The 13,561-nt window shown below is 64.9% G+C and carries 13 protein-coding genes and 1 pseudogene; 7 read left to right on the top strand and 7 right to left on the bottom strand.

Translation table 11 applies throughout. From position 1 onward, the window contains the following. The first annotated feature begins 2 nt into the window (after nucleotides 1-2). The gene (locus tag M3I56_RS17050) at nucleotides 3-1,454 is read left to right on the top strand and encodes an efflux transporter outer membrane subunit (protein ID WP_254354988.1); all 1,452 of its coding nucleotides are present in this window, start codon (nucleotides 3-5) and stop codon (nucleotides 1,452-1,454) included. Nucleotides 1,455-1,521: 67 nt separating this feature from the next. Here the strand turns inward: M3I56_RS17050 and M3I56_RS17045 are convergent, their stop codons facing one another. The 4 genes from M3I56_RS17045 to M3I56_RS17030 all read right to left on the bottom strand — a co-directional run bounded on the left by M3I56_RS17045 (nucleotide 1,522) and on the right by M3I56_RS17030 (nucleotide 4,665). Continuing rightward, nucleotides 1,522-1,746 (bottom strand): hypothetical protein, encoded by a 225-nt coding sequence (locus M3I56_RS17045; protein ID WP_254354987.1) that lies wholly within the window; start codon nucleotides 1,744-1,746, stop codon nucleotides 1,522-1,524. Between the two features lie 152 nt (nucleotides 1,747-1,898). Further along, nucleotides 1,899-2,264, bottom strand: coding sequence for a hypothetical protein (locus tag M3I56_RS17040; RefSeq protein WP_028205078.1), 366 nt, complete (start codon nucleotides 2,262-2,264; stop codon nucleotides 1,899-1,901). A gap of 242 nt (nucleotides 2,265-2,506) precedes the next feature. Next, a complete protein-coding gene (locus tag M3I56_RS17035) occupies nucleotides 2,507-3,082 on the bottom strand; it encodes an ankyrin repeat domain-containing protein (protein WP_254354986.1) in 576 nt (191 codons plus the stop codon). A gap of 191 nt (nucleotides 3,083-3,273) precedes the next feature. Next, nucleotides 3,274-4,665, bottom strand: a complete 1,392-nt coding sequence (locus M3I56_RS17030) for a short-chain fatty acid transporter (protein WP_254354985.1) — start codon at nucleotides 4,663-4,665, stop codon at nucleotides 3,274-3,276. 498 nt (nucleotides 4,666-5,163) lie between these two features. Between M3I56_RS17030 and M3I56_RS17025 the strand changes: the two genes are divergently transcribed. After that, the gene (locus M3I56_RS17025) at nucleotides 5,164-5,820 is read left to right on the top strand and encodes a peroxiredoxin (protein WP_254354984.1); all 657 of its coding nucleotides are present in this window, start codon (nucleotides 5,164-5,166) and stop codon (nucleotides 5,818-5,820) included. A 105-nt stretch (nucleotides 5,821-5,925) separates the two neighbouring features. On the opposite strand, the gene M3I56_RS17020 is transcribed toward M3I56_RS17025, so the two are convergent. The 3 genes from M3I56_RS17020 to M3I56_RS17010 are packed head-to-tail and all read right to left on the bottom strand — an operon-like array spanning nucleotide 5,926 to nucleotide 8,657. Continuing rightward, on the bottom strand, nucleotides 5,926-6,789 hold the full coding sequence (locus M3I56_RS17020) for an ABC transporter permease (protein WP_254354983.1): 864 nt from the start codon (nucleotides 6,787-6,789) through the stop codon (nucleotides 5,926-5,928). A 16-nt stretch (nucleotides 6,790-6,805) separates the two neighbouring features. Continuing rightward, a complete protein-coding gene (locus M3I56_RS17015) occupies nucleotides 6,806-7,600 on the bottom strand; it encodes an ABC transporter ATP-binding protein (RefSeq protein ID WP_028205083.1) in 795 nt (264 codons plus the stop codon). A 37-nt stretch (nucleotides 7,601-7,637) separates the two neighbouring features. Then, the gene (locus M3I56_RS17010) at nucleotides 7,638-8,657 is read right to left on the bottom strand and encodes an ABC transporter substrate-binding protein (protein ID WP_254354982.1); all 1,020 of its coding nucleotides are present in this window, start codon (nucleotides 8,655-8,657) and stop codon (nucleotides 7,638-7,640) included. A 201-nt stretch (nucleotides 8,658-8,858) separates the two neighbouring features. On the opposite strand from M3I56_RS17010, the gene M3I56_RS17005 reads away from it, so the two are divergent. The 5 genes and pseudogenes from M3I56_RS17005 to M3I56_RS16985 all read left to right on the top strand — a co-directional run. After that, on the top strand, nucleotides 8,859-9,536 hold the full coding sequence (locus M3I56_RS17005) for a response regulator (RefSeq protein WP_254342132.1): 678 nt from the start codon (nucleotides 8,859-8,861) through the stop codon (nucleotides 9,534-9,536). 18 nt (nucleotides 9,537-9,554) lie between these two features. Next, nucleotides 9,555-10,964 carry a sensor histidine kinase gene (locus M3I56_RS17000; protein ID WP_254354981.1) on the top strand — a complete coding sequence of 470 codons (1,410 nt, stop codon included), beginning with the start codon at nucleotides 9,555-9,557 and terminating at the stop codon, nucleotides 10,962-10,964. Between the two features lie 160 nt (nucleotides 10,965-11,124). Further along, nucleotides 11,125-11,838: a histidine utilization repressor gene (gene hutC / locus M3I56_RS16995; protein ID WP_254354980.1), complete on the top strand. Its 714-nt coding sequence runs from the start codon at nucleotides 11,125-11,127 to the stop codon at nucleotides 11,836-11,838. An 83-nt stretch (nucleotides 11,839-11,921) separates the two neighbouring features. Further along, nucleotides 11,922-12,755 (top strand): hypothetical protein, encoded by an 834-nt coding sequence (locus M3I56_RS16990; protein ID WP_254354979.1) that lies wholly within the window; start codon nucleotides 11,922-11,924, stop codon nucleotides 12,753-12,755. 422 nt (nucleotides 12,756-13,177) lie between these two features. Then, nucleotides 13,178-13,561 (top strand): annotated as a pseudogene (locus M3I56_RS16985) (urocanate hydratase); the annotation flags it as partial.

The following is a 13,561-nucleotide window of genomic DNA, read 5'->3' as shown; positions in this document are numbered from 1 at the left end:
CGATGAAGACACGTTCGAATCTGACGAATCGCGCGCTGTGTCCTCTCGCACTGGTCGTCGCGACGGTTTGGCTTGGCGCCTGCGCGGTCGGGCCCGACTATCACCGTCCGGCGGTCGAGACGCCGTCGACGTTTCGCTACGCCGCGCCGCAGGCGGAAGCCGTCGACACCTCGCTCGACTGGTGGACGCAGTTCAACGACCCGGTGCTCAACGACCTCGTCGCGAAGGCGCTTGCGCAGAACAAGGACCTCCTGATTGCGGCGGCGCGCGTCGAGGAGTTCTACGGGCGCTACGTCGTGACGCGCGCGGGCCTGTTCCCGCAGGTTTCGGCGAACTTCGGCGCGTCGCGCAGCCGTGGCGTTCCGGCGCCGGGCTTCCCGCCCGTGGTCGGCAACCAGGTGGAGCTGAACGGCGCGGTGTCCTGGGAGCTCGATTTGTTCGGCCACTTGCGCAGGCTCACTGAAGCCGCGCGCGCCGATTATCTGAGCACGCAGTCCGCCCAGCAGGCCACGCGCATCGCCATCATCGCGAACGTGGCCACGTCGTATCTGCAACTGCGCGACTTCGACAATCAACTCGTCATCGCGCAGGACACGCTCGAAAGCCGCAAGGGCGCGCTCGATCTCTTCAACGAGCGCTATTCGGGCGGTGTCGTTTCGAGGCTGCAGGTGAGCCAGGCGCAGTCGGAGTACCAATCGGCGCAGACCTCCGTGTACTCGATCCAGCAGCAGATCGCGACGCAGGAAGACGCCATTTCGCTGCTCCTGGGCCAGAACCCAGGGCCGATTCCGCGCGGCAAGTCGATCACCGAGCTCACCGCGCCCGCCATTCCCGCCGGTCTGCCGTCGACGCTACTCGAGCGCCGGCCCGATATTCTGCAGGCCGAACAAACGCTCATTTCGGCGAATGCGTCGATCGGCGCGGCGCGCGCGCTGTATTTCCCGCAGATTTCGCTCACGGGACTGTTCGGTGCCGCGAGTACGGCGCTTTCGGGTCTCTGGACCGGCCCCGCGCGCGTATGGTCGTTCGCGGGCGCGGTCACGCAGCCGATTTTCGAGGGCGGTGCGATCGCGGGTGGCGTGCATCAGGCCGAAGCCGTGCAGCAGGAAGCGCTGTTCAGCTACGAGCAGACGATCCAGCAGGCGTTCGCCGATGTCGAGAATGCGCTCGTGGGCGTGGCGCGCACGCGCGATCAGCTGGATTCGACGACGCGCCAGGTGGCGGCGCTCACGGAATACACGTCAGTCGCGCGCGATCTGTACGAAGGCGGCTACACGAGCTATCTGGAAGTGCTCGACGCCGAGCGCAGTCTCTTCAATGCGCAGTTGCAGCAGTCGTCGCTGCAGGACCAGGAACTCGCGCAGATCGTGAGCCTGTACAAGGCGCTCGGTTATGGCTGGACGCCGGCAGCGCCGCCGCCGGCGGCAGACAGCGCGAAGCCGTCGCAGTCTTAAGCCGCGACGGCTGCGCTTCGAGGCGGGGTGGCGAAAGGCGAACCTGGCGCGGGCGCGCCGGTTCGTTTCATGGAGTTTCCGACATCAGCCAGCGCAGCGATTGCGGCGCGGGCCTGGTGGCTTTCGCGGTTGGCTGGGCTTTGGGCGCCGGCTTCGCGACTTTTTGCAGCTGGATGGGCCGGGCGGCGTTGAGGGCGGTTGCATGGCCGCCGGTTTGCGCGAGCGCAGCGGGGCTCGCCGATGCCAACGCGAGCAGCGCGGCGGCGAACGTCAGGGCGAGGGGGCGAGTCATCTGGGTTCTCCCGCGTGGGCGAGCGGCCGGCGATGGGGAAAAGGGGCCGGCGCTGCAAGCGGAAGTATGTTCTGAGGATAACCGCCACGCGTCCATCATTTGATGGAGAAACGCGTGGCCTGTGTGGGGAACCCCGCTTATCGGGTTCCGGTTTAGTCGGCGGGGCGGCGGTCGGCGAGCGCGCGTTCGCAGTCCTTGAGCACCTGCAGGACGAGCTTGGCCTGGTAGTTCAGGTCGTCGGTGTCGAGAATTTCCTCGACGGCGTCGCGCGCCCAGACCGCGTCCACGAACCACGCGTGCTGCTGCGCGATGTCCTGTGCCATGGCCGCGAGGCGCGCGATCGCGAGCCAGTCGGCCTCGCGCGCGTGACGGTCGAGCCACTTGTGCGCCGCCTGGACGTGAAAGGCCGCGTTGGGCCAGGATTCGTTGAGATAGTAGGCCCCGAGGCTCCCGCAGGTGAGCCAGCAGAGCAGCTCCACGCGATCGCGCGGACTCAGATGGTGGCGTACATCACTCATGGCGACGCTCGCGAAAGTAACAGAGTTCGATTGACGGGTGCGTGCAGACTTCGAATCCGATGACAAAACGATATCACGGCTCGTGGAAAATCGCCTGCCCCGCACTGGCGCTGCACGCACGGGTGTTACATGGATAGCGTCGCCTGGCGGCGCGTTGTATGCAAACCAGGAGTGACACCAGGAAGGGGCGTACAGCTATGCGGTTTGCAGCGTTTCGCGTGCCTGCCCATCGAACCCTTGATCTACGCGCTTTTGCCGCCTGCTTTCCCGGCGAGCTGGGCGGCCGTGTCCACCGCGCCCATCGCGTTCGCCACGTCGAGTGCGGTGTTGCCCGCGGCGTCGTGCGCCGCCGGGTTCGCGCCGCGAGCCAGCAGCAGGTCGACGATATCGGAGCGGTTGAACATCGCGGCGATCATCAGCGCCGTGCGGCCGTCGGGAGAGGCGCCTTCCACGTCGGCACCGTTTTCCAGCAGGGCGCTGACCACGTCGGCGTAGCCCTTGAAGGCCGCGCCCGCGATCGGCGTTTGGCCGTTGTCGTTACGCAGGTTGGGGTCGGCGCCGCGCTGCACGAGCGCGCGCACGGCGGCGGCGTGGCCGTGATAGCTCGCGAGCATCACGAGGCTGTCGCCTTTTTCGTTGCGCAGGTTCGGCGGCAGGCCCTGGTCGATAAGTGTGGCGAGCGTGGCCGCCGCGCCGCGGCGCGCGGTGTCGAACACCTGGCGCGCGAACTCGACGAAACGCGGATCGAGCTCGCCGCCGTCTTCGCCGGAGCCCGACGAAGACGATGAGGGTGGGGAGGGCGGCGGGCTGGCGGTCATGGCGGTCTCCTGGTTCGGATCGCATTTCGATTCGGGGCGGTGTGCCGCCGTCGAGGCTTGCCCATTGTCGCCGATCTTCGCGAGGCGCGAGGCCAGCGCGGCTTGCGCGCGCCCTAATGAAAAAGGCGCTGCCCGAACCGCTGAACAGCGGCCGGCGCAGCGCCTTCCTTCGCGGCGGAACCGCTTGACGCTCAGGGCACGAGCCAGAGCGCGACGGCGTAGATCACGAGCGACACGGCGAACGTCACGGCGGTATAGCCCATCACGCGCTGGATGCGGATGCCCGCGATAGCGACGATCGGCACGGCCCAGAACGGCTGCAGCATGTTCGAGACGTTCTCGGCCATCGCCACGCCCATGGCGGTGCGCGGCACCGAGGCGTGCAGGCTCAGCGCGGCGGGCAGCACGAACGGCCCTTGCACGGCCCAGTGGCCGCCCGCACTCGGCACGAGCAGCGTGATGATGAGCGAGCTGAGATAGCTCCAGAGCGGCAGCGAAAGCGGCGTGGCGATCGTGACGAAGGCCTTGGCGATCATCGAGGCGAGGCCCGTGCCCTTCATCACGCCCATGATGCCGCCGTACACGGGGTACTGAAGCAGCATGGAGCCGGTCTGGCGCGCGGCGCGGCGAATGGCGTTCGCGTAGGCGATAGGCGTGCGCTGCAGTGCCAGGCCGATCAGCAGGAAGATCAGGATCGTCGTGTTGATGTCGAGATCGAAACCCTTTTCGCTCCATTCCATCGCAAGATAGCCTGCGCCGAGCACGATCAGCAGCAGCGTGCCGAGCATCGACTGCTCGAGGCGCGATGCGAACGAAGGCGTGCCGTTGTCGACGCGCGCGTGCGGGTCGTCGCTGGCGCCGGTATCGTTCGCTTCGGTTTCGGCGGCCTGGCTGAACGGCGCCACGTGCTCCGGCTTCGGGTGCATGCGGATGAAGATGAACGTCATCACGACCACCACGAGCACGGTGGGGATGAAGACGAACGGCGCGAATACGGTCTGGCTCAGCGGAATCACGTGGCCGGTCGCCTTTTCCACGAGATTGAGCGCGTTGCCCGGCGAGGCCTGTGAAAGGGCGATCGAACTGGAGAGCCCGCTATTGCAGATCGACCATGCCGAATAGCTGCCCGCCACGAGCCACGCGAAATCCACGTTCACGCGCTTGGCGATTTCACGCGAGAGCAGCGCGCCCACGATCAGGCCGAGGCCCCAGTTCAGCCATGCGGCGATGGCGACCACCGGAAACACCAGCAGCGCGGCGCGCGCCGGCGTTTGCGCCTTGGCCGCGAGCGCGCGCAGCACGCGCTGGATCACGGGCGCTTCGGCAATGGCATAGCCCGTGGCGAGGATCAGGATCATCTGCAGCGCGAAGCCGAGAATGCCGAACGTGCCTTCGTACCAGGAGCTGAGCAGTGTGGGGATATCGCCGTGCGGCGCCAGGACAAACGCGAGCACCGCGACGAAGAAGGTGAGGCAGATGGACAGAACGAAGGGGTCGGGCATGACCCGCTCGAAAACATACACGAGGGCGGGGACGACACCCTGGCGGGAATCGCGCGTTTCAGTCTGGAGGTCTCTTTTCATGCTCTTTGCGCTATAGCGTGTGGCTACTGGCTGGCCGGAGCGGACAGGAGGCGTTGCTTGCAGGCGGTCCCGGCACCGTGCGGCTGGCGGGCCAGGCGTGTGGTGGGCGGGGAGGCAGGTGCGGCTCCTCCATCAGCGAGAGGCGATGCCGCCCCGGCTCAGCGGGTTCATATCACGCCTTGCACGCGCGAATTCGCACGGCAAGACGGCCAGCCCGTTCTCGTTGTTCTTGTGTTCGCAATTCGAACACGGTTTCGATTATCGAACGACGCATTATTCGCTTCATGCTGAGTGGCTGTCAAGGTTGCGATAGCGTGTCGATGCAGGTTGTTAGCGCCTAAATGAGGGCTGAATGTATGGTAGTTGTAATAATAATGAAATCAGAAAGAAATTTCATAAGCGTCAGGCGAACTACCTAAAATGCAGAAGCGGGAACCGCTTTCGTGCGCACGCAGACCCCCTCATGAGCTGTAAATCACTGCATTCAGGAGACAGAAGATGACGATTCGTCTTGGAGAAGATGCACCCGATTTCACCGCGGAGACCACCGAAGGCAAGATTCATTTCCACGAATGGATCGGCGACCAATGGGCCATTCTGTTTTCGCATCCGAAAGATTTCACGCCCGTTTGCACGACGGAACTCGGCTATATGGCAAAGCTCAAGCCGGAGTTCGACAAGCGCAACACGAAGATCATCGGTCTGAGCATCGACCCGGTGGACGACCATGCGAGGTGGGCCAAGGACATCGAGGAAACGCAGGGGAGCGCCGTCAATTATCCGATGATCGGCGACCCGGATCTGCACGTCGCGAAGCTCTACGACATGATCCACCCGAACGCGAGCGGCGCCAGCCCGCGCACGGCGGCCGACAACGCCACGATACGCGCAGTGTTTCTCATCGGGCCGGACAAGAAAGTGAAGGCGATGTTCGTCTATCCGATGAGTTCGGGCCGCAATTTCGACGAGGTGCTGCGCCTGCTCGATTCGCTGCAGCTCACGGCGAAACACTCGGTGGCGACACCGGTGAACTGGAAGCCGGGCGACGACGTCATCATCCCGACTTCGGTTTCCGACGATGCGGCGAAGCAGAAATATCCGCAGGGCTTCAAGACGCTCAAGCCGTATCTGCGTACGGTCGCACAGCCTAAGTAGTTTTTGGCGCGCCAAAAAAAACGCGGCGCACTTGGCAGTGCGCCGCGGACCACGGGCCAGGTAAGCTCGCGCCTCACGCAGCCCGGACAGGGGAAAGCGGTCGAATCAGTTCGAAGGCGTAGGCCGCCACTTGAGCAAACGATGCTCGAGCGCGGTGAGCACATAGTCGGCGGCCAGCGCGACCACGGCGAGCACGATCATCGCGGCGAACACGCCGCTCGCGTTGAACGCGCCCTGCGCCGTCGAGATCAGCAAACCGATGCCTTGCTTCGAGCCGAGGAATTCGCCCACCACGGCGCCGACCAGCGCGAAGCCGAAGCTCACGTGCAGGCTCGCGAGAATCCACGAAAGCGCTGAGGGAATCACGACCGAGGTCGTCACCTGGCGTCGCGACGCGCCGAGAATCTGCGCATTGGCGATCATGTAGCGGTCGGCCTCGCGCACGCCCTGGAACGCATTGGCGAACACGACGAAGAACACCATCACCACGGCGAGCGCCACTTTCGACGCCATGCCGAGCCCCAGCGCGATCACGAACACCGAACCGAGCACCACGCGCGGAATCGAGTTGGCGATCTTGATGTAGAGGCTGAACACGTCGGAAAGCAGCTTGTTGCGGCCAAGCACGATGCCGCAGAACACGCCGGCCACCGAGCCGATGATGAAGCCGAGGCCCGTTTCCTCGAGCGTGACCCAGACCTGCGTGAGCAGCGGCCCCTGCGAGGTGCCGTTTACGAACCAGTCGACGATCTGGTCGAAGATGGCCGTGGGCATCGAGAAGAAGAACGGATCGATCCATTTGAGGCGCGCGGCGAGTTCCCAGCCGCCGAGCACGACGACGAGCACGAGGATACGCAGCGAAATGACGAGCAAATTGCGCTGACGAATGCGTTTTTGCGCGGCGCGCTCGACGGCGTCGAGCGAGGCGGGATCGAGGCCTTGCGGCAGGGTTTGTTGCGGGGTGGACATAGTGAAGGCTCCGGTGTTAGGCGATCTGCACTTCTTCGCGCAGGTCGTGCCAGATCTGGCGCGACAGTTCGACGAAGTGCGGCGCGTAGCGGATTTCGGACGTCACGCGCGGGCGCGGAAGGTCGATCTCGTAGACCTTCTTGAGCGTGGCCGGGCGCGCGGTCAGCACGAACACGCGGTCGGCGAGCGCAATGGCTTCTTCGAGGTCGTGCGTGACGAATACGACGGAGCCCGTGCCGCCCCACAGCTGCAGCAGCTCGTCCTGCATGAGCGTGCGCGTTTGCATGTCGAGCGCCGAGAACGGCTCGTCCATCAGCAGGATTTCGGGCTTGTTGATGAACGTCTGCGCAAGCGCGACGCGCTTGCGCATGCCGCCAGAAAGCTGATGCGGATAGTGCTTGCCGAAATTGGCGAGGCCCACGCGGCGCAGCCATTCGTTGGCTTCGTCGTAGGCCGCCGACTTCGAGCGGCCGCGATAGAGCGGACCGGCCGCCACGTTGTCGAGCACCGAGCGCCACGGGAACACGGCGTCGGCCTGGAACACGAAGCCGATGCGCGGATCGATGCCGTCCACGGGCGCGCCCATCACGCGCACTTCGCCCGTGGTGGGTTTGAGCAGGCCCGTGATCATGCTGAGCGTGGTGGACTTGCCGCAGCCCGTGGGCCCGACGATCGCGACGAACTCGCCGCGCGCGACCGACATGCTGAAGTCGCGCAGGGCGACGGTCGCCTTGCCGTCCGGTGAAATGAAGCGGCACGAAACGTGGCGCAGCTCGATGGCCGGCGTGCCTTGGGAATGGGAGGAAGTCATTGTCTCAGTGGGCTGAACGTGGGACCGGTTGCGTTGCTTACTTCGACGCCGTGGCGGTCGTAGCCGGCAGATAGTCGTTCGAGTACGTCTTCGCGAGGTCGATGTGCTTGCCCTTCACCGAAGGATTGAACGCCGAGAGCACCTTGAGCACCGTATCGGGGCCGTCGGCGGGCATGCGGCCGTCTTTCGTGAACATCGGCAGCGAGGACTTCAGCGCGGCCACGTAGAGATCCTTGTTGTTGCCGTAGTAGTCCTTCGGCATCTTCGCGGCGATTTCGTCGGCACTATGCGTGGCGATGAAGTTGAGCGTGCGCGAGAACGCGTGCGCGAGCTTCGTCGCTTCGTCCTTGTGCGACTGCGCCCAGGCGCGCTGCACGTAGAAGCTCGAAGCGGGGTAGGTGCCGCCGAGCGCCGCGCGCGTGCCTTCGAGCGTGCGCATGTCGACGAGCACCTTGGCGTCGCCGGTTTGCAGCAGACGCGAGATGGTGGGCTCCGTGGTCATGCCCGCGTCGATGCGGTTCTGCTTGATCGCCGCGATAAAGGTGTTGTCCGCGCCCACCGGCAGCAGCGTGTACTGGTTGGAGGGCACGCCCGAGCGCTGCGCGAGGTACTGCGTGAGGAAGCTCGTGGAGGAGCCAAGGCCCGTTACGCCGAGCGTCTTGCCCTTCACGTCGGCCATGCTCTTGAGTGTGCCGGCTGCCGCGTTCGACACCATTTCCACTTCGCCCGGCACCTGGCCGAACACCACGAGCGTCTGCACTTCCTTGCCCTTGCTCTGCAGGTCGATGGTGTGATCGTAGAAGCCCACCACGCCTTGCACCGCACCCGCGAGCAGCTCGTTCTCGGCGTCCACGCCGGCCGGCTGTGACTGCAGCTCGACGTCGAGGCCTTCGTCCTTGAAGTAGCCGAGCTGCTCGGTCAGTTTGGCGGGCAGATAGATGATCTTGGTTGCGCCGCCAACCATGATCGTGATCTTTTCCGCGTGGGCAGCCGTGGAGCCGGCGGCGAGGGCGAACGCGACACTCGATACAGCGGCAATCTGGCGCAAAGTAGGCATCGTGGAGTCTCCTGAAGGTGGTGCGCCGTGCATGCGGGCGCTTTTTTGGGTGGATGGAGCCGATTATAAAAACCGTAAGCCTTCTGCCAGCCTTCGGGCGCCGTGCAAAATCGTCCGTGTTAACCCGCAGGGCGGCGGCGCGCCGGCAACGGCACAATCGATTCCCCCGAAACGGCCTTTCGCCCTTGCCCGCACCTGCCCATGAAGTTGCTGCTGATCGAAGACAATCCCACGCTGGCGCACTGGCTCGTCAAAACGCTGGAGGAGCAGGCGTTCGCCTTTGACGCCGTGCAGGACGGCGAAGCCGCCGACCAGTTGCTGCGGTCCAATCGCTACGAAGTGGTCCTGCTCGACCTCAATTTGCCGAAGCTCTCGGGCAAGAACGTGCTGCGGCGGCTGCGCCAGCGCGGCGACGCGACGCCCGTGATGGTGCTCACGGCAAGCGGCTCGATCGACGAAAAGGTGGAGCTGCTCGGCGCGGGCGCCGACGACTATCTCGTCAAGCCCTTCGAGGTGCGCGAACTGGTGGCGCGCATCAAGGTGCTGATTCGCCGGCAAACGCCCGCGCGCGCGAACGAAATCGGCTGCGGGGACCTCGTGTTCGACCTCAATACACGCCAGTTCACGCTGAAGGGTGCGCCGCTGAACGTGACGCCGCGCGAGCGCACGGTGCTCGAAACGCTGGCGCTGCGCCTCGGTCAGACCGTTTCGAAGGCCGCGCTCGTCGATGCGATCTTCACGCTCGCCGACGAACCCAGCGAGGACGCCATCGAAATCTACGTCTCTCGGCTGCGCAAGAAGCTCGAAGGCAGCTCGGCCGTGATCGTGACATTGCGCGGTCTGGGCTATTTGCTGCGCCGGAAGGATGAAACGCTATGACGACTTGCGCGTGCCGTCATGACGGGTAGCCTGCGCGTTCGCCTGCTGTGGTGGATGCTCGTGCCGCTCGCGCTCTACGTGAGTTTTACGGCGACCTCCGAGTATCGCGCTGCCCGCCAAACCGCCGATCTGGTGCAGGACGGCCGGCTGCTGTCGTCCGCACGCATGATCGCCGGTTCCGTGCAATGGGCCGACGGCGCGCTGCGCGCCGACGTGCCGCCCGCGGCGCTCGAACTTTTCGCTTCGCCGCAGCAGGATCAGGTGTTCTACAACGTGCACGTGGAGGGCGGCTCGCTGCTCGCGGGCATGCCCGATTTTCCGCATGCGGCCTCGTCGCCCGCCGTCGATTCACCCGTGGCGTACGACGCGGATCTGCGCGGCCAGGCCGTGCGCGCCGTGAGCGTGGTGCGCTCCATGTACGACAATGGTCACATCTGGCGCGTGCGCGTCTCGGTTGGCAAGACCGGGCGCTCGCGCGACGCGATGGTGGAGGCGCTATGGCGTCCCCAGCTCTATCGCCAGATCGGCATGGTCATGCTGGCCGTGGCGCTCGCCTGCATCGGTCTGACGTTCGAACTGCGTCCGCTGATGAAGCTCAAGAACGACGTCGCGGACCGCGATCCTTCGCACCTCGAACCCATACGCGCCGAAGGGCTGCATGCCGAACTGCGGCCCGTCGTAGACGCCATCAATCAATGCATTGCGCGCCTTTCGGCGCAGACGGCGGCGCAGCGCCGCTTCATCGCCGATGCAGCGCACCAGCTGCGCACGCCGCTCACGCTGCTCGGCACGCAATTGCAGTACGCGCGCCAGCAAAAGGCCGTCGATCCCGGGCTCGACGAAGTGCTGGCGGCCATGCACGTGAGCAACCGCTCGATGGTCGCGCTCACGAACCAGTTGCTGCTGCTCGCGCAGGCCGAGGCGCTCGATCCCGCGCAGTTGCCGGGCGCACCCGTCGACATGGCGCAACTCGCGCGCGAAGTGATCGAGGCGCTCGCGCTGCTCGCGCAGACGCGCGGCATCGATCTCGGTGCGGAGCTGCCTCGCGAGGCGGGCGAGGCGGTGGTGCAGGGGCATCGCGAACTGTTGCGCGCGATGGTCAGCAATCTCGTGGATAACGCGCTGCGCTACACGCCGGCTGGCGGGCACGTCACGGTGTCGGTGCGGGCGAGCGGCGAGACGGTCGCGCTCGAAGTGCTCGACGACGGACGCGGCATTCCCGCGGAAGCGCGTGCGCGCGTGTTCGAGCCTTTCTTCCGCGCCGCCGCCGGGACGGAAGGCACCGGCCTTGGTCTCGCGATCGTGCGCGAGATCGCGCAGTCGCATCGCGGCGCGGTGAGCCTGAGTCCGGGCGCGGACGGGCGGGGCGTGCGCGCCTGTGTGGTGCTCGCGCGCCGACAGCCCGCGCTTGTGGCCGAGCCTGCATAGGAGCCGGCGCGGCGATTTGAGGCCATGGCGTGCTGCCTCGCAGCCCGTGCGCGGAGCCACTTTAAGGGGCGGTACAATGTGGCCGCCTGAAGCCGCAAGCCCACGCCGCGCCTGGCGGCCATCGCTGCGGCGACCACCCGTTCATTCGAAGATCGAGACCATGCAAAAGAAGACGGTCCGCGGTGCCCCTTTGCCCGCCTATGAGCAGATCAAGCGTCATGTGCTCGCGCAGATCGAAAGTGGCGCCTTGCGGCCCGGCGACGTGGTGCCTTCCGAAACGGAACTGGTGAAAGAATTCGGCGTGGCGCGCATGACGGTGTCGCGCGCGCTGCGCGAGCTGATGGCCGAAGGCGTGCTGAACCGCGTGCGCGGCTCGGGCACGTATGTGGCGCCGCGCCAGTACGAATCGACGGTGCTGCAGATCCGCAATATCGCCGACGAAATCGCGGCGCGCGGCCATCGGCATGCGGCACGCGTGCTGGAACTGGAGTCGAGCGACGATCCGAATGCGATCGCCGCGCTCGAACTCGACGCCGGGCCGGTATTCCACTCGCGCATCGTGCACAGCGAAGAGGGCGAGCCGATCCAGTACGAGGACCGCTACGTGAACCCCGAGGTGTTCCCCGATTACCTCGCTCAGGACTTCACCGTCGAAACGCCGAATCACTACATGGTGCGACTCGCGCCGATCCAGCGCGCCGAGTTCCGCATCTACGCCCAGAAGCCCGACGCGCGCGTGCGGCAGTACCTGGAAATGGAAATCGGCGAGCCTTGTTTGTTGTTGCTGCGGCGCACGTGGGTGGGGCGTCATGTGGCGACTTCCGTGCGCCTGTGGCATCCGGCTTCGCGGTTTCATCTGGCGGGCACTGTTTGAACAGGGCGGCGAGGCCGCATACGGTCTATATTGAAATGCCGTAGCAAACGACGGACTCACGCGATCCGACCCAGGGGCCTTCTGTGACATCTATCGCCGACACGATTGACGAAAGTCTTTCCAGCATACGGTTCTTTGTTCAGAGGGAATTGGTCGATACGCTGTCCGGACAGGACGGAACGTTTGAGCCTAATCGTGAATGGGCCGTCATCATCAAACACACCTCGAGGATTCGGTCACTCGAGCATGCGATTCCGAACCAGGAGCGTGCTGTCCTTGAGGAAGCAATCCAGTTGCTCGAGAGTCGGTTGAACAATGTTGTTGCCGTCCTGAGAGGCGTCGTCGAACGTCGCGCAGACGGGGAGGTTGAGGAACGCACTGCGCTCGCTGCGATCAACGAAGCAATCGCCGATGTGGACCGGTCTTTTGGTAAAGAACTCGTCAGATATTATGAATTGCGAGCGCGGCGGATACCGGACCCGTCTGCCGGGCAGCGCGCCGCTGCACAACCGGCAACCGCCGCAGCAAACCCGTCTCACACTCACCACTACTATGGGGCGGTGCACATGGGCGATAAGTTCGTCGCAAAGCAGGCAGGAGCGATGGGCCCAAATGCACGTGCCGACCACAATGTCTTCCAGCAAGTCAACGCCGACCACGCGGACATCGACTTGAATGCACTCGCTGCCGATCTGGCCCGTCTTCGCACGGCCATGAAGAGTGAAGACACGTCGGCGGATAACGACGAGGCCATCGGGCAGGTTGCGTCAGCCGAGAAAGCGGCCAAAAACGGCGATAAGCAAGGGGCGATCGAACACCTGAAAGAGGCCGGAGCATGGGCATTCGAGGTGGCGAAAAAAATAGGCGTCGAGGTTGCCGTGAGCGCCTTGAAGCGGGCGCTCGGCATGGGCGCTTAGCTCCGCTAGCGGATTACCGCGCCCGCTCGTTTCCGGCCGCCTTGCTGAACCGCACTCCACCGGACGCTCAAGCGCGCCTTGCCGCCTGGTTCCCAGCGCTCCGTCCCTCCTGATCCCTACCTCCTTCAAGCCAGCTTCTTTCGCTTGCGCGAGTGGTCTGGTCGCCTCCGCGTGCCATTCACCGTGTCAGTCTGTTTGCAGACGTCTTGTCTAGACAAAGCTTTCACCGATCTCCCGCCGCTCTTCGCTCATGTAGCCTGATTCCCGCTATTTACGTCAGGGTAACTACTAACCCACGTTTGATCAAAACGAGTTGTATATACAACTTGGCGGCGTTAGACTTAGCCCACGTTGCAGCGCTCATTGCACCTCCGCGGGCGCGGCCCTTCAGCTTGCTACCCAGACTCGACGGACCCGAACAAATGAACCACCCGAACTTCACCGACCCGCGCCTCGACCCGACCCGCACGATCCGCGCGCCGCGCGGCAGCGAGAAGGTCTGCAAGACCTGGCTGGCGGAAGCCGCCTACCGGATGATCCAGAACAATCTGGACCCGGAAGTCGCCGAGCATCCGCATGCGCTCGTGGTGTACGGCGGCATTGGCCGCGCCGCGCGCAACTGGGAGTGCTTCGACCAGATCCTCGCGTCGCTGAAGGACCTGAACGAGGACGAGACGCTGCTGATCCAGTCGGGCAAGCCCGTGGGCGTGTTCCGCACGCATGCGGACGCCCCGCGCGTGCTGCTCGCGAACTCGAACCTCGTGCCGCACTGGGCCACGTGGGAACACTTCCACGAACTGGACCGC

Origin of the sequence: Paraburkholderia sp. CNPSo 3281 (genome assembly GCF_024206515.1) — a bacterium.
GTDB lineage: Bacteria > Pseudomonadota > Gammaproteobacteria > Burkholderiales > Burkholderiaceae > Paraburkholderia > Paraburkholderia nodosa.
The sequence above is the reverse complement of the archived record's forward strand: the minus strand, read 5'-3'. Positions and strand labels throughout refer to the sequence as shown.

Coding starts and splice junctions, on each gene's coding strand:
- M3I56_RS17050 (WP_254354988.1), top strand. CDS start 3: ATGAAGACACGTTCGAATCTGACGAATCGCGCGCTGTGTCCTCTCGCA.
- M3I56_RS17035 (WP_254354986.1), bottom strand. CDS start 3,082: ATGACCGCCAGCCCGCCGCCCTCCCCACCCTCATCGTCTTCGTCGGGC.
- hutC (WP_254354980.1), top strand. CDS start 11,125: ATGCAAAAGAAGACGGTCCGCGGTGCCCCTTTGCCCGCCTATGAGCAG.
- M3I56_RS17045 (WP_254354987.1), bottom strand. CDS start 1,746: ATGACTCGCCCCCTCGCCCTGACGTTCGCCGCCGCGCTGCTCGCGTTG.
- M3I56_RS17000 (WP_254354981.1), top strand. CDS start 9,555: ATGACGGGTAGCCTGCGCGTTCGCCTGCTGTGGTGGATGCTCGTGCCG.
- M3I56_RS17005 (WP_254342132.1), top strand. CDS start 8,859: ATGAAGTTGCTGCTGATCGAAGACAATCCCACGCTGGCGCACTGGCTC.
- M3I56_RS17040 (WP_028205078.1), bottom strand. CDS start 2,264: ATGAGTGATGTACGCCACCATCTGAGTCCGCGCGATCGCGTGGAGCTG.
- M3I56_RS17015 (WP_028205083.1), bottom strand. CDS start 7,600: ATGACTTCCTCCCATTCCCAAGGCACGCCGGCCATCGAGCTGCGCCAC.
- M3I56_RS17030 (WP_254354985.1), bottom strand. CDS start 4,665: ATGAAAAGAGACCTCCAGACTGAAACGCGCGATTCCCGCCAGGGTGTC.
- M3I56_RS17010 (WP_254354982.1), bottom strand. CDS start 8,657: ATGCCTACTTTGCGCCAGATTGCCGCTGTATCGAGTGTCGCGTTCGCC.
- M3I56_RS17025 (WP_254354984.1), top strand. CDS start 5,164: ATGACGATTCGTCTTGGAGAAGATGCACCCGATTTCACCGCGGAGACC.
- M3I56_RS17020 (WP_254354983.1), bottom strand. CDS start 6,789: ATGTCCACCCCGCAACAAACCCTGCCGCAAGGCCTCGATCCCGCCTCG.